Source organism: Mycobacterium sp. 012931, assembly GCF_000419295.1.
GTDB classification, from domain to species: domain Bacteria; phylum Actinomycetota; class Actinomycetes; order Mycobacteriales; family Mycobacteriaceae; genus Mycobacterium; species Mycobacterium marinum.
Map to the genome: position 1 here is coordinate 2,056,582 of NZ_AOPX01000001.1, position 20,292 is coordinate 2,076,873.

Here is a 20,292-nt window from a genome sequence, read left to right on the forward strand (position 1 = left end):
AAAGGTTCATCATGTCCATCACCAAGAACGCCCCCCGGGAAGGGGCCGAGGAAGTGGCGGCCACCGCGCTCGGTGTGGCCGCCGCGCGTGCGGCAGAGACCCGGCGGCAGCGGCCGCTGATCGTCGATCCGTTCGCGCAACTATTCGTCGATGCGGCCGGTCAGGACTTGTGGAGCATGGTGGCCAGTGGCGCGGCGCACGATGAACTTGCCAGTGCCGATCCGGCTTTGGCGGCGGTAGTGCAAACCTCGCTGGGGCACATCGCATCGCGCACCAAGTTTTTCGACGAATTCGTTCTTGCAGCGGCTGACGCGGGCATCCGCCAGGTGGTGAGTCTGGGGGCCGGTCTTGACACCCGAGCGTCGCGTCTGAGCTGGCCTGACGCTGTCACCGTGTATGAACTCGAACAGCCCAACGTGCTGGAATTCAAGTTGTCTACGTTGCGGGACAACGGCGCAACGCCGGCGGCGAACTACGTCGACGTCCCGGTGGATCTACATCGATGCTGGCCGCGATCGCTGTGTCTGGCCGGATTCGACCCTGCCGCACCGACCGCCTGGCTGGTCGAAGGTCTCCTGCCGTTCGTTTCTGTCGCGGCCCAGGATCTGCTTTTTGGGGACGTCCACAAGCTCAGCGTGCCTGGAAGCTGGCTTGCCGCTGAGGCATTGGGTAGCGAGTTCCTCAAGCCAACGACGGTGGCGCGCCAGCGTGCTCGCATACGGCGGATGCGAGTCACCGCGACCACGCTGGCCGGGCTTTCCAACGTTACCGAGCTGTGGGATCTCGCCGAAGGACGCTCAGACGTCGCCGACTGGCTACGCGGGCGTGGTTGGCACGCTTCTGTGTTGACCGCGGAGCGCCTCTTGGCCCGCTATCACCGCAGCGCACCCGTCGAGCTGGGTGATGCAACACCGCCGAGCCTGTACGTAACCGCTCGGCTTAGTGCGGAAAGCAGCCTCGATGCCTAACTACGTCACCACCATGCCTCACGGCAATCCACCGGGAGCCGTCAGCGCAGTGACCGGCGACGGCAGCGTGGTCGAAATCTACCGCCGAATGCCATCGCTGGGCGAAGTTGAACGCATCCATTCGCTACTCCCGCCGCGCAGTTCGGTGCTGGACCTCGGCGCCGGAACCGGCCGTATCGCCAACGCGCTAACGGCGTTGGGGCATCGGGTCACTGCGGTCGACGACTCGGCCGAGATGCTTGAGCATGTCCGTTGTGCGCGCACGGTTCAGGCGCGAATCGAGAACCTGCGATTGGCCGAGAGGTTCGACGCAGTTCTGCTGATATCCAACCTGATCAACTATCCGGACACTCAACTGCTCAGGTCGATGTTGGCCTCGGTCACCCACCATCTTGCGCCGGCCGGAAAGGCCATCATCGAGTGGTCGCTACCGTCCTACTTTGCCGAGTGGCCGACGGGCTGGACCGGAACCCATGTCAAGGCGGGAGTGACGATGAGCTTGGCCATCCACTCCAACCGAGGCGGTGTCATCGACGCTGAGTTGGTTGTTGCTGTCTACGACCAGCAATGGTGCCAGCGGCAGACGATGCGGCGAATCACCCTCGCAACGCTGCGCCGCGAACTGGCACGGGCCGGACTGGTCTTGACGACGGCCGCTCCCGAATCGACTCGATGGTTACAGGTCAAAACGAGGCACGAGCCCGAACGCACGGTGCGGGCTTTCCCGCTCGGGCGGGGGCCTGGTGTTGCGTGAGGGCGGCCGGCTCGCCGAATTTGTGCCGAGAGGCAAGCCGAGGTGGTGCTCACCAACAACCCCTCTTTGACATGTTGATCTACCGTCTGGTATAGCTAATACGACGACTTGATCTACCGATTGGTATATCAAGTGTGACGCCAGCAGGAAGTTGGAAGTGAGGGCAATGGCGATGGTGTCCAACGATCACAGCGGTGAGCGTGTGGATGGCCGGCGGCTGCGCTACCGGGACCGGCGCGGCGAAATCCTCGACGCGGTCATGGCCCATCTGTTGGAGCACGGGATTAGCGGGATGTCGTTTCGCACTCTTGCGGCAGCGGCAGGCGTGTCGCACATAACGTTGCGCCACCACTTCGGCACAAAGGACGAACTGCTAGTCGAAATCTTTGGCGTGATCGGCGCACGGGTACAGATCCCGGATCACTTTGGTGCTGATGATGTCGAGTCGCTAGTCAGGAAGATGTGGCAGCGATGGACCGAGCCACAGTCTGACCGCAGGTCTCGACTTGTGTTTGAGGCCTACGCACACGCGGTGCGCAGCCCAGACGAGTACCGCGCGTTCCTGGACCGCGTGGTGACCGGATGGATCGAAATCATCCGCTACCACGCACTGCTAGCCGGGTGCCCCAGCGACGAGGCCGACACCTTTGCCACGCTGTTGCTGGCGCAACTGCGCGGTCTGCAGTTCGACTTTCTCGCCACCGGTGACCGCGTGAGTATCGGTACAGCGCTTGAAAGTGTCATTGATGGCATCCACCATCAGCGCGCCCAATGGGCCAGGGTCGCCAGCCGCTGACATCGGACAGACACGCCATGCACAGCGACCTTGCACTGAACCTGGCTTCGCCCGACAATGCCGGGCGGGCCCTGTCGGCTACGGTCCCGCCGAAATGCCCGGCACACCGACGCGGGTCAATATCGCTGGCATCGCCAAACATTGACCCGATATCCACCGCGTCGTGGCCATCGGCCGCGCCGGGGTAGATGTCGAAGACATCGAGGCTGCCCTTACAGGTTGGCACCTGTGGGTCCGCCTCGCCGAGAAAACACCCAACCTGCAGCCACCCGTCGGCGCATTCGCGACGCCGGTCTTGGCTGACAGTTCTCGATTGGATGGTGCCCATCGTGGACCAAAGAACTCTCATACACCCTGGCTCACTCGATTGGGGCCAGTCCAGCAGCAGCACGCCAGCGCGGAGGCTCGATAGGATCGTGGCGACGAGGAAGAGGCACAGCCCCGAACAGGTTGTACGCAAGTTGGTGACGGCCGATCGGCTGCTGGCTGAGGGGATGGACACGGCGGCGGTGTGCCGCGAGCTGGGTATCTCGCAGGCGACATATCACCGGTGGCGCAACCAGTTTGGTGGTTTGAAGGCTGACGACGCTAAGCGCCTCAAGAAGCTCGAGCGGGAAAACGCCAAGCTCAAGCGGCTGTTGGCAGATGCCGAGCTGGAGAAGATCGCCCTTAAGGAGATCGGGAAGGGAAACTTCTAGGCCCGGAACGTCGGCGGGCGGCCGTTCGTCATCTCCAGCAGGAGCTGGGGGTCAGCGAGCGATTCGCCTGCCGGGTTACCGGGCAGCCCCGTGCGACTCAGCGACACCAGCCCGCAGCCACGACAACCGACCCCGATGCGGCGTTGCGGGCCTGGCTGCGTAGCTACGCGAAGGAGCATCCAGGTCGCGGGTTCCGGCCGGCCTATCGCGACGCCGTCGTTGAAGGCTGGGTGGTCAATCACAAGAAGGTGCAGCGACTCTGGCGCGAGGAAGGCCTGCGGGTGGCGCAGAGTCGGCGCGGCGAGCGCCAGGCCAGCTCGATTTCGCCAAGCGGGATGACAGCCGACAGGCCAAACCGGATATGGGCGGCGGTCTTCCTGTCCGGTGCCACTATCGACGGACGGCCGATCAAGATCATGTCGATTGTCGATGAGCACACCCGCGAATGCTTGGGTGGGCTGATTGTCCGCAGCATCACCGGCGAAGGCCTGATCGCTGTACTCGAGAGACTCGCGGCCAGCCGCGGAACCTACCCGGATGTGGTGCGCTGTCACAATGGACCCGAATTAGCCTGTGCCGCAATGTCCGAATGGGCCACCGAACACGCAGGTCTGCACTTCATCCCGCCCAGTGAACCTCGGCGCAACAATTACGTGGAGTGGTTCAACTCGCGCATCCGCGACGAATGTCTCAACATCAACAGCTTCTGGTCGCTGAACCAGGCCCGGATAGCCATCAATGACTGGAAACACGACTACAACCATCGCCGTCGCCACGCCGTGCTCGGGCACCTGCCGCCCGCCCGCTACGCCGCCGCGTGCAAGCACCGATGAACGGCTCGGCGCTGGATGCGGCCAATCGCAACGCCAGCGGCGCATCGGGGTATTCGCTAATATCCCTAGCAATCGCGTCGTGACAGCCCGGGGCGCCCAACACGCGACATCCGAGCAAGGAGGGGCACGCCATGGTGGCGAAAGCCGTAGCGCTGATGGTCCTTGCGGTCGGATTGGCCGCGCCGGCCGCTGCAGACTCCACCGACGATGCATTCCTGACCAACCTCAACACCTCCGGCATGGATTTCGGATCCCCAGACAAGGCAATCCAAGTCGCGAAAACCATCGTGTGCGGCTCGCTGCACGACAATCCCAATGCCAGCAACGCGGACCTGATCGCCAAGGTGACCAAAGCCACCGACTGGCCGGCGCTCGACGCTGCCTACTTCACCGGAGCCGCAATTCAGGCCTATTGCCCACAGTACGGCTCGCTGACTCCGCTAAGTCTGCCCAGCAAAGTCCCCACCGCCCCCAGTGCACCTCCCGCACCCCCATCCACCTCAGTGTTGCAGACCGCGTAACCGCGATACTTGGTGACCGACTCAACGGTCCCGGCGGCACGCTGTCCTCTTCCAATGATCGTCCACGAGTTCGGGTTGATGACTGATTCCCCGACTGGACTAGCGACTATGGGACAGGGATCGGCGGGATGAAACCGAACGCCCAGTTGATGAGGGAGTTCACCCAATTGATCCCGTAATTGATCCACGAGTTGATCCAACCAAGTGACGGGATGAAACTGAGCGCCCAATTGATTACCGAGTTCACCAATTGGATCCCCCAGTTGATCCACGAGACCGCCCAGTCAATTGCCCAGTTCACGACGTCGAACGCCCAATTGATGAGCTCGTTGATGATAGGCGGAAGCGGGGGGAGTGGGGGTACGGGGATCGTCGCGGTCGAGGCCGCTGCCGCCGAGGCCGACATCAGTGCTGCGTTGGTGGCTTCACTGGCCGCAAAGGCGGACCCAGCCCCACCCAAGGCCTGCACAAACCGGGAGTGAAATGCCGCCGCTTCACCGCAGAGGTGCTGGAAACCTTGTCCGTGCTCCGCGAACAGCGACGCCACCGCCGCCGACACCTCGTCACCGGCTGCGGCCGCTATCCCAGTGGTGGGCGGCGCCGCCGCCGCATTGGCCGCACCCAACGCCGTGCCGATGTTTTCCAATTGTCCGGCCGCCTGGTTCAAACATTCCGGCACCACCATCACGAACGACATATTCGATCCCCATTTCATCGCCACCGATTCCCAGGTGCCGCCGACCGTATCAGCGTCGCCGCAATTCGGGGGCCGAATTCCGCAGATGGTGACGTGCCCGGTCAATCGTCCACGGCGCCGGCGAAGAAGCGGAGTTGGCCGCGGACGCGGTGGGATCCGGATGCCAGCGACGGGGGCAATAGCGGCCGACGGTTGTCCGGCTGACTTGTCTCCCGACGACAAGGCCGCATCAAGAGTTTCGTCACCTGGCAACGTCGACGCACACTCGTCGTCTCGGCAATTCTTATTGCGACCGCGCGGAGGGCACGCGTCGCGATTTCGCTACCTCCCCGCAACGGAGTCAAGATCCCACCAGCCTGTAGGAGGCACCAATGAATTCCCCCGTCACCGATACGCACCGCGCGGTCTTGGCAGCGCTGGCGGACACCGTCGTGCCATCGTTGGATCGCTCCGATGACCCAACCCGGTTCTGGTCGCTGGGCGGCAGTGACCTGCACGCGGACGTCGCGGTCGGATTCACCCTCGTGGAACTTCCCGAGCAACAGCGCGCGCGCATGCTCGCACTGCTCGACGGGCTGCATGCGCAGGGATTCGTCGCCGCCTCGCAATCGGCGCGCGAGCGGCTCATCGGTGACTTTGCCCAGCTGGGTCCGCAGCCGGCGGCGGCGATGAACGCGCTGGTATCGCTGACCCTTGCGGTCGCCTACGCGGGGCCCGATCCGCAGACTGCTAGCAACCCCATGTGGGAAGGTTTCGGTTACCCGGGCGCGCCGCGTATCGAGCCGGGCGGCGACGAGGCCCCCGTGCCGTTTGTTCCCGACGGGCCCGAGCTCAGCGCCGATGTCTGTGTGGTCGGGTCGGGGGCCGGGGGCGGTCTGATCGCGGGCGTGCTGGCGCAGGCCGGGCTCGATGTCGTGGTGCTCGAGGCGGGTGGGAACTTCAATGAGCCCGACTTCAGCGGGCTCGAGTTGCCCGCTTTCCAGCAGATGTTCTGGCGCGGCGGCCCCACCCCGACGGCCGATTTCAACGTCACCCTGCTGGCCGGGGCGACGCTCGGTGGCGGCCCGACGATCAACTGGTCGAACTGCTTGCGCACCCCGGCGCAAGTGCGCGAACAATGGGCGCAGGAGTTTGGCCTCAAAGATGTGGACGGACCCGAGTTCGACCGCCACCTGGACGCGGTATGGGAGCGCCTCGGGGTCAACCCGGATTGCTCGGACCTCAACGGCCCCCACGAACGCATGCGTGACGGCGCCCAAGAGCTGGGCTGGTCCTTCAAAACCCTGTTCCGCAACGCGGATCCGGCCGCGTATTCACCGGACACCGCGGGCTACATCGGCTTGGGTGACCGCTCCGGAGCCAAGCTCGATGTGCGTCGCACCTACCTGCGCGACGCGGTGCACAGCGGTGCCCGGGTAATCGCACGCTGTCGCGCCGAGCGGGTGCTGACGCGGGACGGGCGCGCCACCGGGGTGCAGGCCAGTTTCGTGGACCCGCGCACTGGGGCGAGTGTGCCGTTGCAGGTCAATGCGCCGCGCGTGGTCGCCGCATGCGGCTCGCTCGAGTCTCCCGCGCTGCTGCTGCGCTCGGGTATCGGCGGTCCGGCGGTCGGCCGGTATCTGCACCTGCATCCGGTGGTCGCCATGCTCGCGCTACACGACGAGCCGCAGCAGCCGTGGTGGGGCGGCCCGATGACCGCACTGGTCGACGAGTTCTCCGATATCGAAGACGGCTACGGCTTCCTGATCGAAGGTGCCCAATGGGCGACATCGATCATTGCCGGCGGCATGGCGCGTGCGACCTTCGAGGAGCACAAGGAAACGATGGCGCGGCTGGGGAACGCGGCCTGGTTGATCGGGCTGGCCCGCGACCGCGGGCACGGGACCGTCACGATCGACGACGCCGGGGAGGCGGTGGTTCACTACGATCTGACCGACGAACTCGACGTGCGCATCGCGCACCAGTCGATCGAAGCTCAGATCCGCATCCATGCCGCGGGTGGGGCTCGGGAGATCGTGTCGTTCGCCGCAACCGGCGCCCGCTGGCGCGCCGGCGACGACCTCGAGGCGTTCATCGCCGAGATGCAGCGAATCCCGCTTGGCGCGGGCGGGCATCGGCTGTTCTCCGCCCACCAGATGAGCAGCTGCCGGATGGGTTCGGATCCGGCCACCTCGGTTGCGAACGAGTGGGGCGAGCTGCACGACACGCCCGGGGTCTTCATCGGTGACGCGAGCGCACTGCCGAGTGCCAGCGGTGCCAATCCGATGATCTCAACAATGGCTCTGGCACATCGCACCGCGGAAGCCATCGCTGCGATCGCCGTGCCTGGCGGGGGCAACGCCTGACGTGGACAACCACGGCAGTTCTGGGCTGACCGACATCAGCCCAGAACTGCGGCCCCGTACCAATGGCAAAGCAGGAGTGCGACTTCAACGTCGAGGCGGTCATCGGTGAGCGGTCGGCCCCGACGCTTGATCGCGCGCTGCACTCGATACTTGACGGAGTTGTGATGCAGGTGAAGCTCCTCGGCGGCCGCTTTGAAGCTCGATCCGCTGCGCAGGAACGCGCGCAGCGTCTCCCGTAGCCGCTCGTCGCTATCGGTTTGAGAGGCCAGCGGGCCGAGTATCTGGCCGACCCAGGCCGCCGCGTCCTCGATGTTGCGGCCGAGTAGACCCGCCATGGAGAGCCCAGGATCGCCGGCGGCGGTGACCCGATGCGCATTGGAGCCCAACACGATTGCTACCGAACGAGCGTCCCGCGCCTGCCAGTGCGAGCGGCGGAAGCCGGCTACATGTGGCAGGGGATCGCCAACCGCGATCCACGGGATGTCGGTTCGCTCCCGGGCGAATTCGCGGATCTCTGTCACCGCGTTTCGCGCGGTGTCGGTCGTCAACGGGACCCATGCCCATCCGGTCAGTCGGTCCACCGGGATGAACAACGGGCTCGCGCTCGCGCCAACCGACTGTCCGAATTGGCGGATAACCCGTTGCATGATCGCGAGTTCGTTGCCGAGGGCGGGCCCGTCGAACCACATCACGGTGGCCAGGTGGATGAGGTTGAGTGGATAGCGAATCTCGGTCGTCATGGCATCGACGTCGAGCTGGGCTCCGTCGAGTACTTCACGTACTCGCAACGCGCGCAGACTGTTTCGGTTCTCGGTCCAACGGTCGTGCTCACTCTGATAGGTATTCACCACTTCTTGGGTGATGTGATCGACGTAGCCGAAGGTGACCTGCTCGATGCGGCCGAATACGTCCAGGCTCAGGCCCTGGTCCAGCTTCAAGGCGCGGACTTGTCCGCGTGCGACGTCGAGTACCGCCTTGTGTCCCAGCCGATAGGAGCGCACCAGCGAGTTCACCGACACCTCGCGTTGTGCCAGGCGCCGTGCGTGCTCGAGTGCGGCTGTTGGCGGCTCGACGTTTTCGATTCGGATCCCGTGGCGGATGGCGGAGAAGACCGTCTCGATATTCGCCCTGATGCTGTCATGCAACAGTCTCGTCAGCAACGCGTCCTCGCGCAGTTCGCCGACTTCGCTGACCACCTCGGCTTCGACCGTGTCGACAAGCGAAGTCATCAGGTCACCGAGCCGCGTGACGATTTCGACCGCCCAGGTGTCGACGGAGTCTTGCTGGCGGTCTGCGGCCATGCCCAGACTCTATGACGCGGCGGCGGGCCGGCGAAGTGATTCGCGGGTTCGCCCGGCGCGAAGAGGTTTGTTCTCGAGAGACAAAGACTGCCTGCGGAGTTGGTTGCCTGACGACCTCGTTTCCGAGTTCTGGGAGCCGTAATTTTGGAGACGTCGGATTCCGTTCCACCCCATCGCGCAGCCATGGTCCGGGCGATCCGTTCAGTCAATGACAGTCAAGGGCAGCTGATGCCATCCCGTCGAGCGCTCGCTCGGCGTGAAACGCGTAAGGAGGAACATTCATGACGACCGCGACCGTCACCCCTATCAATACCAGGCAAGCGCCCCAGGGGCGGCTGGAGAAATTCATGGCACGTCGCATTGCCGGGGCGATGTCCGCCGCGGCCCCCAACCAGCAGTTCATGCGATACGTGCAGAATCCGATCTGGAATTTCCGGTGCGACAATTACTTTCGGGTGGAGATCGATGGCTGGCACCGCATCCCTGACGAACCGTCGTTGCTGATCGGCATCCATTCGGGCGGCTCGCTGACAATGGACGCGTGGACGCTGGTGCATTCCTGGTATCGGCGGTTCGAGGGACGGCGGATCTTGAACGGCACCGCCCACGACGTGTTGATGGCCGCGCCGCTGCTGGGCGACTATTTCAAGGCCCTCGGGGTGATTCCGGCGTCCCGCAAGGGGGTCACCGATGCCCTGGCGGCGGGCCACGATGTGGTCGTCTGGCCGGGAGGCGAGCAGGATGCGATGCGCAACTGGCGCCAGCGGGACAAGGCGATCTTGTCCGGCCGCAAGGGATTTGTGCGCCAGGCGATCCGTTCCGGTGTGCCGATTGTGCCGGTGGCCACGGTCGGTGGCCACGACACCGTGTTTGTGCTGTCCGAGGGCCGGTTCATTGCTCGCTGGACGGGTCTGGGTAAGCGGCTGCGCGGCGCGACGATACCGATCATCGCGGGCTTCCCGTTCCCGCTGGCCGTCGAGATCCTGTCCGCACATCTGCCGTTGCCGGCCAAGATCCGCACCGAGTTCCTCGATCCGGTTTACGTCGATACCGACCCGGCGCGCGCCGACGACACCGAGTACGTGGACAAGATCTACCGGGAAGTACAAAGCGCGATCCAGGACGGGATGGACCGGCTGGCCAAGCGCCGCAGCTTCCCGGTGTTCGGGTGAGCTGCGATGCACCAGCTCACCAGTCTTGACGCGCAGTTTCTCGCCGCTGAAGACGGTCGCACGCACGGCCACGTCAGCGCGTTGGGCATCTACGATCCTTCGACCGCGCCCGGGGCGAGGCTTACCCTCGAGGCTGTGCGCGACCTCGTCGCGACGCGGATCGACTCACTGGCGCCGTTTCGGTGGCGATTGGCGCCTGTGCCGCTGAACCTCGACCACCCCTATTGGTTCGACGATCCGGTCTTCGATCTCGAGTTTCACATCCGTGAGCTGGCATTGCCCGCCCCGGGTGACGACCGCCAGCTCGCCGAGCAGGTGGCGCGCCTGCACGCGCGCCCGCTGGACCGCGGGCGTCCACTGTGGGAGCTCTATCTCATCCAGGGCTTGTCCGGGGGGCGAGTCGCGATCATGACCAAGATCCACCACGCCGCCGTCGACGGGGTGTCGGGCGGCGAGTTGCTCAGCGTGTTGTTGGATCCCGACCCGAACCCCCGCACACTCGAGCGCCTCGAACCGGCGCAGCGCCCTCCTCGGCGCGGCGACCCGGTTCCGGGTCAAGTGGGGCTACTGCTGCGCGGTCTGCTCGGTTTGGCCCGGCAGCTGCTGCGCGCGCTCGCCGCGACACCGCGCACGCAGCCACATCTGGACCAAGTGCCCACCGTGCGGATGTTGCCCGGGGTGCGGGCGCTGGCGGCCGGCAGCGCTCTGCTGACCGGCGCGCGGCGCCGCGACGGCGGCGTGCTGGAGCGGACCAACCTGCGGGCACCTCGAACACGATTCAACCGGCGTATCGGTCCGCACCGCCGGTTCGCGTTCGCCTCGGTGCCGTTGGCCGATGTCAAGGCGGTCAAGAACGCGATGGGCGTCACCGTCAACGATGTCGTGCTCGCATTGAGCGCCGGGGTATTGCGTCGGCGGCTGGCCGCCGCCGGCGATCTGCCGACCGAGCCGTTGCTGGCCATGGTCCCGGTGTCGGTGCGCACCCCCGAGCAAGCCGGGACCTTCGGTAACCGCGTCTCGACGATGATCGTGCCGCTGCCCACCGACGAACCCGACGCTCGGCGGCGAGTCGCGCGGGTCAATGACGTCATGCGCTCGGCCAAGCAGCGTCACCGCGCCATCCCGGCCACGCTGATGCAAGACGCCAACCAATTCATTCCACCGGCATTGCTGGCGCGGGCATCCCGGGTCGTCGGCCAGCTGTCGGTCAGCGACCCACTGGCGCCGCCGGTCAACGTCGTGGTTTCCAACGTTCCGGGCTCACCGACGCCGTTGTATCTGGCCGGCGCCCGGCTGCAAGCCCAATTCCCGGTGTCGATCGTCATCGACGGCGTCGGGGTCAACCTCACGGTGTTGAGCTACCGCGACTCACTCGACATCGGCGTGATCGCCGATCGTGACCTCGTCGAGGACACGTGGCCATTCATCGAAGACATCAAGGCGGAGCTGGCAGAGCTGTCTGCTCTGGTGATTCCGCGCCCAAAGCGCAAGACTCGAACTCGCACCGCGAGAACGCAACCCAAGGAGGATCCGAAGTGACCAGTCTGGCCGGCAACCTGATCGAGGGCGCTCGCCGCCACCCGAACCGAATCGCGTTGCGTCTCGACGAAATCGAAATACCTTACGGCGCACTTGATACCGCCAGTGCGCGGCTCGCCGGCCTGCTGATCCAGCGCGGATTAGGACCCGGCGACCGGGTGGGTGTCATGCTGCCCAACGTCCCCTACTTCGCGGTTGCCTACTATGGCGTGCTGCGTGCGGGCGGGGTGGTGGTGCCGATGAACGTGTTGCTCAAGGAGCGGGAAACCAGCTTTTATCTCACCGACTCCGAAGCCAAGGCGATCATCGCCTGGCACGAGTTTGCTCCCGCAGCTCAAGCGGGTGCCGATGAGGCTGGCGCCGAGTGCATCTTGGTCAAGCCGGGCGAATTCGAGGAACTCATCCAAGCGGCCGAGCCGCTCGAAGAGGCGGCCGTGCGCGAGGACGACGACACCGCGGTGATCCTCTACACCTCGGGCACCACCGGAAAGCCCAAGGGCGCCGAGCTCACCCACGCCAACCTGCGCCGCAACGTCGAGGTGATCGTGCAGATGCTGCAGGTGGGGCCCGATGATGTGATCCTGGGCGCCCTGCCCCAGTTCCACGCGTTCGGGCAGACCGCCGGGCTCAACGCCGCAGTCGCCGCCGGCGCATGCCTGACCCTGATCCCGCGCTTCTCGCCGGAGAAGGCTTTGCAGATTATCGAGCGAGACCGGGTCACTGTTTTTGAGGGCGTGCCCACCATGTTCGCCGCGATGCTGCACAGCACCGAGCGCCCGGACACCGGATCGTTGCGGCTGTGCGTGTCCGGTGGGGCCGCGATGCCGGTCGAAGTGATGCGCGGCTTCGAGCAGGCCTTCGGCACCATGGTGCTCGAGGGGTACGGCCTGAGCGAAACCTCGCCGACGGCGTCGTTCAACCATCCCGATCGGGAGCGCAAGCCGGGGTCGATCGGCACGCCGATCGCTGGGGTCCAGATGAAACTTCTCGAAGTCGACACGCACGGCATCGGCGAGATCGCCATCCGCGGGCACAACGTGATGAAGGGCTACTGGAACCGGCCCGATGCCACCGCGGCCGCGATCGACGCCGAGGGCTGGTTTCGCACCGGGGATCTGGCGCGCATCGATGAGGACGGCTACTACTTCATCGTGGACCGGTCCAAGGACATGATCATCCGGGGCGGCTACAACGTCTACCCGCGCGAGATCGAGGAGGTGCTCTACGAGCATCCCGAGGTCCGCGAAGCGGCGGTGGTCGCCGTTCCCGACGACATGCTCGGGGAGGAGGTGGGCGCCGCGACTGCGCTGATACCGGGCGCCACGTCAGACGCCGCAGCGCTTTCGGACTTCGTCAACGAACGCGTCGCCGCTTACAAGTATCCCCGTCGGATCTGGTTCGTCGATGAACTGCCCAAGGGGCCTACCGGCAAGATCCTCAAACGCGACATCACCGTTCCCCAGGCTAGCCCGGCGCAGCAGTGATGACCGGGCACGTAATGACCCATATCCCGTCCGGGCGCGGCGGCGGCCAAGCCGCTGTCGACACGCTGCGCTGAGATCCTGAGGAGATTGAAATGTCAAGCATCGCAACCGAACCAACAACGCAAAAGGATGATGGCCAGCCTCAGATCCCGGTTGAGAACCCCGCGACCGGTGAGGTCATCGGGCATGTTCCCGACATGAGTGCGGCGCAGATCGCCGAGCTGGCCCGGCGGGGCCGGGCCGCCCAACCGGGCTGGGAGGCGCTGGGCTACGAGGGCAGAGCCGTCGTGCTGAAGCGGATGCAGCGCTGGCTCGTCGACAACGCAGATCAGGTGATCGCGACGATCTGCTCCGAAACCGGCAAGACCTACGAGGACGCGCAGATCGCCGAATTCATATACGGCGCAGCGGCATTCGGGTTCTAGGCAGACAAAGCCCCGCGCTACCTCGCCGACGAGCGGATCCACTCATCGTCGGTATTCGTCAAGGGCAAGCGGCTGGTGCTGCGCTACCGGCCAATGGGGCTCATCGGAGTCATCGGCCCGTGGAACTACCCGCTGACCAACTCCTTCGGCGACTGCATTCCCGCACTCGCGGCCGGAAACAGCGTGATTCTCAAACCTTCGGAGGTCACGCCGCTGACTTCGCTGCTACTGGCGCAGGGACTGGCCGAATCCGGTTTGCCTGACGGCGTGTTCGCGGTGGCAACCGGCCGGGGCGGCACCGGTGCGGCCGTCATCGACGAGGTCGACATGATCATGTTCACCGGTTCCACCGCCACCGCCACCGCCACCGCCACCGCCACCGGGCGCAAGGTCGCGGTCCGCGCCGCCGAGCGCCTGATACCGGCATCGCTCGAGCTCGGTGGCAAGGACCCGATGATCGTGCTCGCCGATGCCGACATCGAGCGGGCAGCCAACCACGCCGCCTACTATTCGATGTTCAACTGCGGTCAAACGTGCATCTCTATCGAGCGCTGCTACGTGGAGGCGCCGGTCTACGGCGAGTTCGTCGCGAAGGTCACCGAAAAGGTGCGTGCGATCCGCCAGGGCGTACCCGCCGGCCCCGGCAGCGTCGACGTCGGGTCACTGACCTTCCCACCGCAAGTCGAAACGGTGCAGCGCCACGTCGAGGAAGCGGTTGAACGTGGCGCGAAGGTGCTCACCGGCGGTCATCGCGGCCGGACGAAGGGGTACTGGTATGAACCGACGGTGCTGGTCGACGTCAACCACGACATGGCCTGCATGCGCGAGGAGACCTTCGGGCCGACGTTGCCGATTATGAAGGTCGCCGACGCCGAAGAGGCGATTCGGCTGGCCAACGACTCGGAGTACGGACTGTGCGCCGCGGTGTTCTCCCGCGATCTGGCGCACGCCGAGGCCGTGGCGCGACGCGTCAATTCGGGTGCGGTCACCGTCAACGACGCGCTGTTGAACTACACCGCGCTGGAGCTACCGATGGGCGGAGCCAAGCCGGGCTCCGGGGTTGGCTATCGCCACGGCCCGGGTGGCATCCGCAAGTACTGTCGCCAGCAGGCGCTGCTCATTTCCCGCTTCCACGCGCGTCGCGACGTCCACATGTACCCGTACTCGGCGCGGCGAACCCGGATCCTCGGCCGCCTGGTCGGGCGTCTGTATCGGGGAGTTCGGGGAACCGACAGCTAGGGTGCGTGGAGAGGTACTACGGCGTCACGATGTTGAAGTCGGGGTTGGGCCTGTCGAGCACACTGACAAGGGATTGCAGGGCTTGCGGGTCGCCACTGATCTCGACGCCGGGGGAGGTCTGATCCCCGGCTGCCAGGGTGACCAACCTCAGCTTGCCCGCGAGTTTGATCGTGGCATTCGCGGTTGACGCATCGGCGCTGGCCTTGCGATAGACCAATACCCCGTTGCGCAGCGTGAGCCGGTAATTGACTGCCAGGTCGTCGAACGAAACATCAAGTGCCAACGAGAGATCCCACGCCTTCGGACCGTTCACGCTGATCGCCAGGACGTCGAACATCTGCTCGGGCGTGAGTTGGCCGAGCAACGAGGCCGACGAGGCGGCCTGAGTGGGCGTTCCCATGTTGCCCGCCGCCAGCTCGGTGGCTCCGGACAGGAAGAAGTTTCGCCAGGTGGCGCACTCCGCCCCGTAGGCCAACTGCGTCAGGGTGTCCGCGTACGGCTTGCGCGCGCCGGCGTGCTGCTCGTCGGTGAACACAATGTGATCAAGAAGTGTTGCAGCCCAACGGTAGTCGCCGGTGTCGTAGGCCTTCTGGGCCAGTTCGAGGGTGCGGTCGATGCCGCCGATGGCCTCGACGTATCGGGGCCCGATCGCTTCGGGCGGGTGCTGCCAGAGCCGGGCGGGATTGCCGTCGAACCAGCCCATGTAACGCTGGTAGACGGCCTTGACGTTGTGGTTGACCGATCCGTAGTAGCCATGGGTGTGCCAGGCCTTCTCCAGCGCCGGGGGCATCCGGAAGTTTTCCGCGATCTCGATACCGGTGTATCCCTGGTTGAGCAGGCGCAGCGTCTGATCGTGCAGGTAGGCGTATAGATCCCGTTGCAGCGAGAGGAATTCCACGATGCCCTCGCGGCCCAGGTCGGCCAGTGGTGTGAGGCGAATACGACGTCGGTGCGATCGGCGAAGGTGTCGATGGCCTCGGTGAGGTAGCCCGACCACGCGTGCGGATCGCGCACCAGCGCGCCGCGCAGGGTCAACAGGTTGTGCAGGTTGTGGGTGGCGTTCTCGGCCATGCACAGCGCCCGGAACTTGGGGAAGTAGAAGTGCATCTCTGCCGGCGCCTCGGTGCCGGGAGCCATCTGGAATTCGATGTCGACACCGTCGATGGTGTGGATCTCGCCGGTGCTGGTGATGTCGATCGTCGGCACGATCAACCCGACCTCACCCAGGGAAGGGGTCTGTCCCAGGCCGCATCCCACCTGACCTTGCGGACCACGCGGCAGGACCGCTCCGTACATGTACGCCGCCCGGCGGGCCATCGCGGTGCCGGCATAGACGTTCTCTTGCACCGCGTGTTCGACGAATCCTTCGGGCGCCAGCACCGCGACCTTGCCGGCATCGACGTCGGCCTGGGTGGTCACCCCGAACACGCCCCCGAAGTGGTCCACGTGGCTGTGGGTATAAATGACGGCGCTCACCGCTCGGTCACCGCGGTATTCGCGGTACAGGGCCAGCGCGGCCGCCGCCGTCTCGGTGCAGACCAGCGGGTCGATGACGATGACACCGGCGTCGCCTTCGATGAAGCTGATGTTGGACAGGTCCAGTCCGCGCACCTGGTAGATGCCCTCGACCACCTGGTAAAGGCCCTGCTTGGCGCAGAGCTGCGACTGACGCCACAGGCTGGGATGCACCGACGGCGGGGCATCCTCGTCGAGGAAGGAGTAGGAATCGTTATCCCAGACCACCCGGCCGTCGGCGGCGGTCACCACGCACGGTGACAACTTGGCGATGAAACCGCGATCGGCGGCGGTGAAATCCTGCGTGTCGCCAAAAGGGAGCGCGCTGAGGTGATCGCGGTGATTCGAGACGATGAAGGGGCTGGGACTGGTCTGCTCCATGACCCTAATTTGTAGCCGAAGGCGCTGCGGTGAACCTATCCGGACTGGGGACGATTTGTGTTCAGTACCGCGGTACGCCAGGCCTGCATCATCGAGCAGAACGACTCCCTGGACAGCCCGTAAGTGTTCGGGAAGGACACCATGTCGCGGCGTTGGCCGCCGGTGCGGTCGGTCTCGACTTCGTCAAAACAGACCCGCTGTATCACATGGCCATGGACGCGAACCGACTTGATCCGGAAGTTCTCGACGGCGCTCCAGCGGAAGTTCTGGGCATCGTGGGCCTTGATGATCCCGAATCCCCGCTTGTCCAGGACCAGTTCGGGCGGGTTGCGCAGGTCGCTGATGGAGAGCGCGAGGGCCAACACGCCCGAGGTTCCGAACACCAACGTCCCGAAGAATGCCTGTGCCGCGCGGGGAAAGTGGGGGTCGGAGTCACCGACTCCGACGAAGACGAACCAAAGGAAGGTAAAGGTAAGCGCCACGCCCACCGCGAGTCCGAGTCGGGTCACCCACCTGGGTTGCTGCATGGTGACCGGGCCGGGAAAAGAATCCAGCGCGGCCTGCGCGCGCTGTGGAGTTCGACACGGCAGTCACCTTCCAGTGGGGCCTCGTAGTGAGGTCAGACTGCGCCGTCAGGCTTGGTGGATTCTTGGGAAACTGCGCTCTCGGTAGTTGCTGCCCTATATTTCGCAACGGGTGTGCGGCGACGGGTCGAAGCAGGTCACCGTTCCGTGCGGGCAACGTGGCAAGGCGCGGGTGGCGGTCTTGCGCCAGCGACGCCGGAGCAGCCGGCGGGCCAGATATCGCGCCGCGACCACTCCCTGCTCCTTGTTGTACTGCGGGCCGTCGTGCTCGATTCCGTAGTAGATGTCGTAAACGTCGTAGGCGAGGGCGTCGATTAGTTCCTCCACTTCCGTTGGTGTGCTCATCCCTCCAGGGTTCCCCATGCGGCCCCAGCCGCAACCCCCTGCGCGAAACTCACAACGAACTTTGTGCGAGCAATCCTCGTTTCTGGCCACGTCGGTATCGGTCGTCACCGGGATGACGGCGATGTGCACCGCGAGTTCACGATGGCCTTCGGCGGCCTACCGACTGCCGGGCGTCCCGGTGTCGTTGCCGACCAGTCTGGCGATCGCGTCGGTGAGCGCCGGAGCGTCCAGGGGGGTGTCGCTGATCATGGCGTGCAGGGTGGCGCCGTCGAGGAAAATGCTGACGACGCGAGCGGCGCGGGGCCCGATACGCGGCTCCAGCAGCGCGACTAGGCCGTCTGACCACAACTGGGCTAGCGATTGCAGTTCGGGCTGATGACTTGCCGCAACGTAGAGCTCGTTGAGGGTGCGGTGCCGATCAGGGTCGGTCAGGTAGTCGGCGGTGAGCCGGGCCAGGGTCGCCGGAATATCGGTGCTCTCATCGAGGTCGCGCTCCCAATGCTCGAGCCAGTCGGTTGCGCTGGTCGCGACGTGAGCGAGGGCAGCTTCCCTTAGTTCGCTAAGATCGCTGAAGTAGTAGGTGGTCGACCCGACCGGTACGTCGGCTTCGGCGGCAACCCGGCGATGGGTGAGGTCGCCCAGTCCGTGGCGGGCGATCAGCCTCCCGGCCGCCTCGATGATCGTCTGCCTGCGACCCGCGGGGTCTCGAGGGCGACGCTCGACTTCCCGGGTCAATGGGCGCCGGTCAGGTTCAGCGTGAGCACGCCGCCGATGATCAGCCCCACTCCGAGGACCTTGGTCAGCGACAAGTGTGAGCCGAGGAAGAGCACGGCGATGAGGACGATGGCGCCGGTGCCGATGGCCGACCACAGCGCGTATGCGACGTCGGTTTGCATGCCGCGCGCGATCGACATCGCCAGCATCGCGAAGGAGAAGCCATAGACCGTCAAGCAGATCACCGTGGGCCACAGTCGGGTGAAGCCCTCGGTGCTCTTCAGGAAGCTGGTCGCCATCACCTCCATGGCGATCGCGCCCAACAACAGTAGGTAAGCCATGAACCCTCCTCGTGTACAAATGTACATGTACAAATGTACATGAAGGGCCGGCTGGGGTCTACCCAGGCCTATTCACCCCACCTACCCAGCGACTCCAGTTGTTCCAGGGCGGTGATGCCATTGGTGCGGCGTTCCAGGAGCAGGCCTCCGGGCACCGTGTAGGGCGGCGCCGCCTCGGGGCTGCGCTGCGCGTGGGTGGTGATCGCGTCGACCAGGGTGGTGGCCATGGACAGCCGTGGGTACTGATCGTGGATCAATGCGGCGGTCCGGTCGTCAACGAATTCGGCGTTGCGGCCGAAATCCATGCCCACCCCGGCGTGGACCAGATAGCAGATCGGTCCGCGCCGCTCGGCGATCCCGAAGCAAGTGTGCAAGGCGATGGCTTCCCAGACGGTGTCCACGACCTCGTTGTCGCAGCCGTGTTCGCCCAACAGCGCTGCGGCGAGGTCCGCGCCCTCGACCTCGAAGCGGGCCTTGCCGGGGGCGGCGGACCCGGCGCCCAAGTCATGAAGCACGCAGCCCAAAAACAAGGTCTGGCTGTCGTAGTCGACTCCGTGGCGCATGCCGTCGTGTGCGGCAAGTAGTTCGCCGAACAGGTAACTGCGCACGCTGTGGTTGAACACCGCGGGCGACTCGGTGGAACGGGACAGCCGCAGTGCCGCTTGGGCGACGGTGGTGTCGACGAGCTCTGGAACTGATTGCATACCGGGCACGTTAGGGCGTTCGCCGCGTCGTGGGGAGTGGCCGATAGGTCGCTGACCGCACAATTTAGGTCAAGTTCGGGACCTGGCAGTTACGGGGTGAGGTTGGTGCCGGCCGTGAGTTGTTCCCAATCGGTGATCTCCACATCGCGCCGTTGCGCGATGTGGCGGTAGGCCATCAGCGCGTCGGGCCCCAGCAGCAGAAATGCCGGCGGGGCGGGTGATTCGACGGCGGTGATGATCGCGGCGGCAGCCTTGGCGGGATCACCGGGCTGGTTGCCGTGCATGGTGTCGTTCTCCTTGCGCCGTTGCCCTGCCGTGGCGGCGTAGTCATTGATCATCCTGGTCGATTGCACCAGGGAGCGGCCGGCGAAATCGGTACGGAAGGCGCCGGGCTCGACGACGGTGACCGATATGCCCAGCGGCGCGAGCTCCCCGTGCAATGCGCCGCTCATCCCCTCCATGGCGGCCTTGGCCGCCGCGTAGTAACCCGATCCCACCGGCGTCAGCGCCACCGCGATCGATGAGATGTTCACGATCGCACCGCTGCGGCGGGCCCGCATGTCGGGAAGGACGGCTTTGATCAGTGCCACGGTGCCGAAGAAGTGTGTCTCGAACAGGTCGCGGATCTCGGCGTCGTCGCCCTCTTCGACCGCCGCACGGTATCCGTAGCCGGCGTTGTTGACGAGTACATCGATGCCGCCGAAACGCTGCTGCGCCGCCTGCACCGCCGCAGTGATCTGGTCGGGCTCGGTGATGTCCAAAGCGAGGGGCAAGACCCGTTCGGGGGACCGCTGGGCCAAGTCGGCAACGCCGCCGACGCTGCGCGCGGTGGCGACGGTGTGGTGACCGGCGTCGATGACGGCTTCGGCCAGGGCGCGGCCCAGCCCGGTGGAACAGCCGGTGATGAGCCAGGTGGACACGGTGAAAGCCTCCTTG

17 protein-coding genes and 2 pseudogenes are annotated in these 20,292 nt (G+C 65.3%); 10 read left to right on the plus strand and 9 right to left on the minus strand.

The annotated features are described in order from the left end of the window. Positions 1-11 precede the first annotated feature (11 nt). The 5 genes from MMSP_RS09330 (at position 12) to MMSP_RS09355 (ending at position 4,570) form a co-directional block, all read left to right on the plus strand. The gene (locus MMSP_RS09330) at positions 12-968 is read left to right on the plus strand and encodes an SAM-dependent methyltransferase (RefSeq protein WP_020786424.1); all 957 of its coding nucleotides are present in this window, start codon (positions 12-14) and stop codon (positions 966-968) included. Further along, entirely contained in the window at positions 961-1,722 is a 762-nt protein-coding gene (locus tag MMSP_RS09335; protein ID WP_020786425.1) for a bifunctional 2-polyprenyl-6-hydroxyphenol methylase/3-demethylubiquinol 3-O-methyltransferase UbiG, read from the plus strand. Before MMSP_RS09330 ends, MMSP_RS09335 begins: the two co-directional genes overlap by 8 nt. Positions 1,723-1,894: 172 nt before the next feature. After that, positions 1,895-2,518, plus strand: a complete 624-nt coding sequence (locus MMSP_RS09340) for a TetR/AcrR family transcriptional regulator (protein ID WP_036427189.1) — start codon at positions 1,895-1,897, stop codon at positions 2,516-2,518. Positions 2,519-2,931: 413 nt separating this feature from the next. After that, positions 2,932-4,049 (plus strand): IS3 family transposase gene (locus tag MMSP_RS09350; RefSeq protein ID WP_164497866.1). Its coding sequence is split into 2 segments (ribosomal slippage): positions 2,932-3,199 and positions 3,199-4,049, totalling 1,119 coding nucleotides; the frame shifts between segments, so codons are not numbered across the junction. A 131-nt stretch (positions 4,050-4,180) separates the two neighbouring features. Continuing rightward, on the plus strand, positions 4,181-4,570 hold the full coding sequence (locus tag MMSP_RS09355; protein ID WP_020786427.1) for a DUF732 domain-containing protein: 390 nt from the start codon (positions 4,181-4,183) through the stop codon (positions 4,568-4,570). A gap of 106 nt (positions 4,571-4,676) precedes the next feature. Here MMSP_RS09355 and MMSP_RS29560 read toward each other — a convergent pair whose 3' ends face one another. Beyond that, a complete protein-coding gene (locus tag MMSP_RS29560) occupies positions 4,677-5,267 on the minus strand; it encodes a PE family protein (RefSeq protein WP_036426384.1) in 591 nt (196 codons plus the stop codon). A gap of 371 nt (positions 5,268-5,638) precedes the next feature. Here MMSP_RS29560 and MMSP_RS09365 point away from each other — a divergent pair, with 371 nt between their 5' ends. Next, positions 5,639-7,612, plus strand: a complete 1,974-nt coding sequence (locus tag MMSP_RS09365; protein WP_020786429.1) for a GMC family oxidoreductase — start codon at positions 5,639-5,641, stop codon at positions 7,610-7,612. Positions 7,613-7,647: 35 nt separating this feature from the next. On the opposite strand, the gene MMSP_RS09370 is transcribed toward MMSP_RS09365, so the two are convergent. After that, on the minus strand, positions 7,648-8,913 hold the full coding sequence (locus MMSP_RS09370; protein WP_012393437.1) for a CdaR family transcriptional regulator: 1,266 nt from the start codon (positions 8,911-8,913) through the stop codon (positions 7,648-7,650). A 281-nt stretch (positions 8,914-9,194) separates the two neighbouring features. On the opposite strand from MMSP_RS09370, the gene MMSP_RS09375 reads away from it, so the two are divergent. The 4 genes and pseudogenes from MMSP_RS09375 to MMSP_RS09390 all read left to right on the plus strand — a co-directional run bounded on the left by MMSP_RS09375 (position 9,195) and on the right by MMSP_RS09390 (position 14,772). Beyond that, positions 9,195-10,085 carry a lysophospholipid acyltransferase family protein gene (locus tag MMSP_RS09375; protein WP_036426385.1) on the plus strand — a complete coding sequence of 297 codons (891 nt, stop codon included), beginning with the start codon at positions 9,195-9,197 and terminating at the stop codon, positions 10,083-10,085. A gap of 6 nt (positions 10,086-10,091) precedes the next feature. Further along, complete coding sequence (locus MMSP_RS09380; RefSeq protein ID WP_020786431.1) at positions 10,092-11,624, plus strand: wax ester/triacylglycerol synthase family O-acyltransferase; 1,533 nt, start codon at positions 10,092-10,094, stop codon at positions 11,622-11,624. Then, complete coding sequence (locus MMSP_RS09385; protein ID WP_020786432.1) at positions 11,621-13,108, plus strand: long-chain fatty acid--CoA ligase; 1,488 nt, start codon at positions 11,621-11,623, stop codon at positions 13,106-13,108. Before MMSP_RS09380 ends, MMSP_RS09385 begins: the two co-directional genes overlap by 4 nt. Positions 13,109-13,200: 92 nt before the next feature. Beyond that, positions 13,201-14,772: pseudogene (locus MMSP_RS09390) on the plus strand (aldehyde dehydrogenase family protein). A gap of 16 nt (positions 14,773-14,788) precedes the next feature. Here MMSP_RS09390 and MMSP_RS09395 read toward each other — a convergent pair. From MMSP_RS09395 to MMSP_RS09425, 7 genes and pseudogenes are all read right to left on the minus strand, one after another. Beyond that, a pseudogene (locus MMSP_RS09395) lies at positions 14,789-16,668 on the minus strand (alkyl/aryl-sulfatase). 35 nt (positions 16,669-16,703) lie between these two features. Further along, positions 16,704-17,177, minus strand: coding sequence for a hypothetical protein (locus MMSP_RS09400; protein ID WP_232022613.1), 474 nt, complete (start codon positions 17,175-17,177; stop codon positions 16,704-16,706). Between the two features lie 171 nt (positions 17,178-17,348). Then, positions 17,349-17,597 carry a hypothetical protein gene (locus tag MMSP_RS09405; RefSeq protein WP_015355051.1) on the minus strand — a complete coding sequence of 83 codons (249 nt, stop codon included), beginning with the start codon at positions 17,595-17,597 and terminating at the stop codon, positions 17,349-17,351. 156 nt (positions 17,598-17,753) lie between these two features. Beyond that, entirely contained in the window at positions 17,754-18,332 is a 579-nt protein-coding gene (locus tag MMSP_RS09410; protein ID WP_015355052.1) for a TetR/AcrR family transcriptional regulator, read from the minus strand. Continuing rightward, positions 18,329-18,652, minus strand: coding sequence for a multidrug efflux SMR transporter (locus MMSP_RS09415; RefSeq protein ID WP_012393445.1), 324 nt, complete (start codon positions 18,650-18,652; stop codon positions 18,329-18,331). The genes MMSP_RS09410 and MMSP_RS09415 overlap by 4 nt, the downstream gene beginning before the upstream one ends. A 68-nt stretch (positions 18,653-18,720) precedes the next feature. Continuing rightward, positions 18,721-19,356 carry an HD domain-containing protein gene (locus tag MMSP_RS09420; protein WP_012393446.1) on the minus strand — a complete coding sequence of 212 codons (636 nt, stop codon included), beginning with the start codon at positions 19,354-19,356 and terminating at the stop codon, positions 18,721-18,723. Between the two features lie 89 nt (positions 19,357-19,445). Continuing rightward, positions 19,446-20,276, minus strand: coding sequence for an oxidoreductase (locus tag MMSP_RS09425; RefSeq protein WP_015355054.1), 831 nt, complete (start codon positions 20,274-20,276; stop codon positions 19,446-19,448). Between the last annotated feature and the right edge of the window lie 16 nt (positions 20,277-20,292).

Bases quoted from the DNA above. Each gene is read 5' to 3' on its own strand.
- MMSP_RS09420 (WP_012393446.1), bottom strand. From the start codon at position 19,356: ATGCAATCAGTTCCAGAGCTCGTCGACACCACCGTCGCCCAAGCGGCA.
- MMSP_RS09340 (WP_036427189.1), top strand. From the start codon at position 1,895: ATGGTGTCCAACGATCACAGCGGTGAGCGTGTGGATGGCCGGCGGCTG.
- MMSP_RS09335 (WP_020786425.1), top strand. From the start codon at position 961: ATGCCTAACTACGTCACCACCATGCCTCACGGCAATCCACCGGGAGCC.
- MMSP_RS09405 (WP_015355051.1), bottom strand. From the start codon at position 17,597: ATGAGCACACCAACGGAAGTGGAGGAACTAATCGACGCCCTCGCCTAC.
- MMSP_RS09370 (WP_012393437.1), bottom strand. From the start codon at position 8,913: ATGGCCGCAGACCGCCAGCAAGACTCCGTCGACACCTGGGCGGTCGAA.
- MMSP_RS09355 (WP_020786427.1), top strand. From the start codon at position 4,181: ATGGTGGCGAAAGCCGTAGCGCTGATGGTCCTTGCGGTCGGATTGGCC.
- MMSP_RS09380 (WP_020786431.1), top strand. From the start codon at position 10,092: ATGCACCAGCTCACCAGTCTTGACGCGCAGTTTCTCGCCGCTGAAGAC.
- MMSP_RS09375 (WP_036426385.1), top strand. From the start codon at position 9,195: ATGACGACCGCGACCGTCACCCCTATCAATACCAGGCAAGCGCCCCAG.
- MMSP_RS29560 (WP_036426384.1), bottom strand. From the start codon at position 5,267: ATGTCGTTCGTGATGGTGGTGCCGGAATGTTTGAACCAGGCGGCCGGA.
- MMSP_RS09415 (WP_012393445.1), bottom strand. From the start codon at position 18,652: ATGGCTTACCTACTGTTGTTGGGCGCGATCGCCATGGAGGTGATGGCG.
- MMSP_RS09365 (WP_020786429.1), top strand. From the start codon at position 5,639: ATGAATTCCCCCGTCACCGATACGCACCGCGCGGTCTTGGCAGCGCTG.
- MMSP_RS09330 (WP_020786424.1), top strand. From the start codon at position 12: ATGTCCATCACCAAGAACGCCCCCCGGGAAGGGGCCGAGGAAGTGGCG.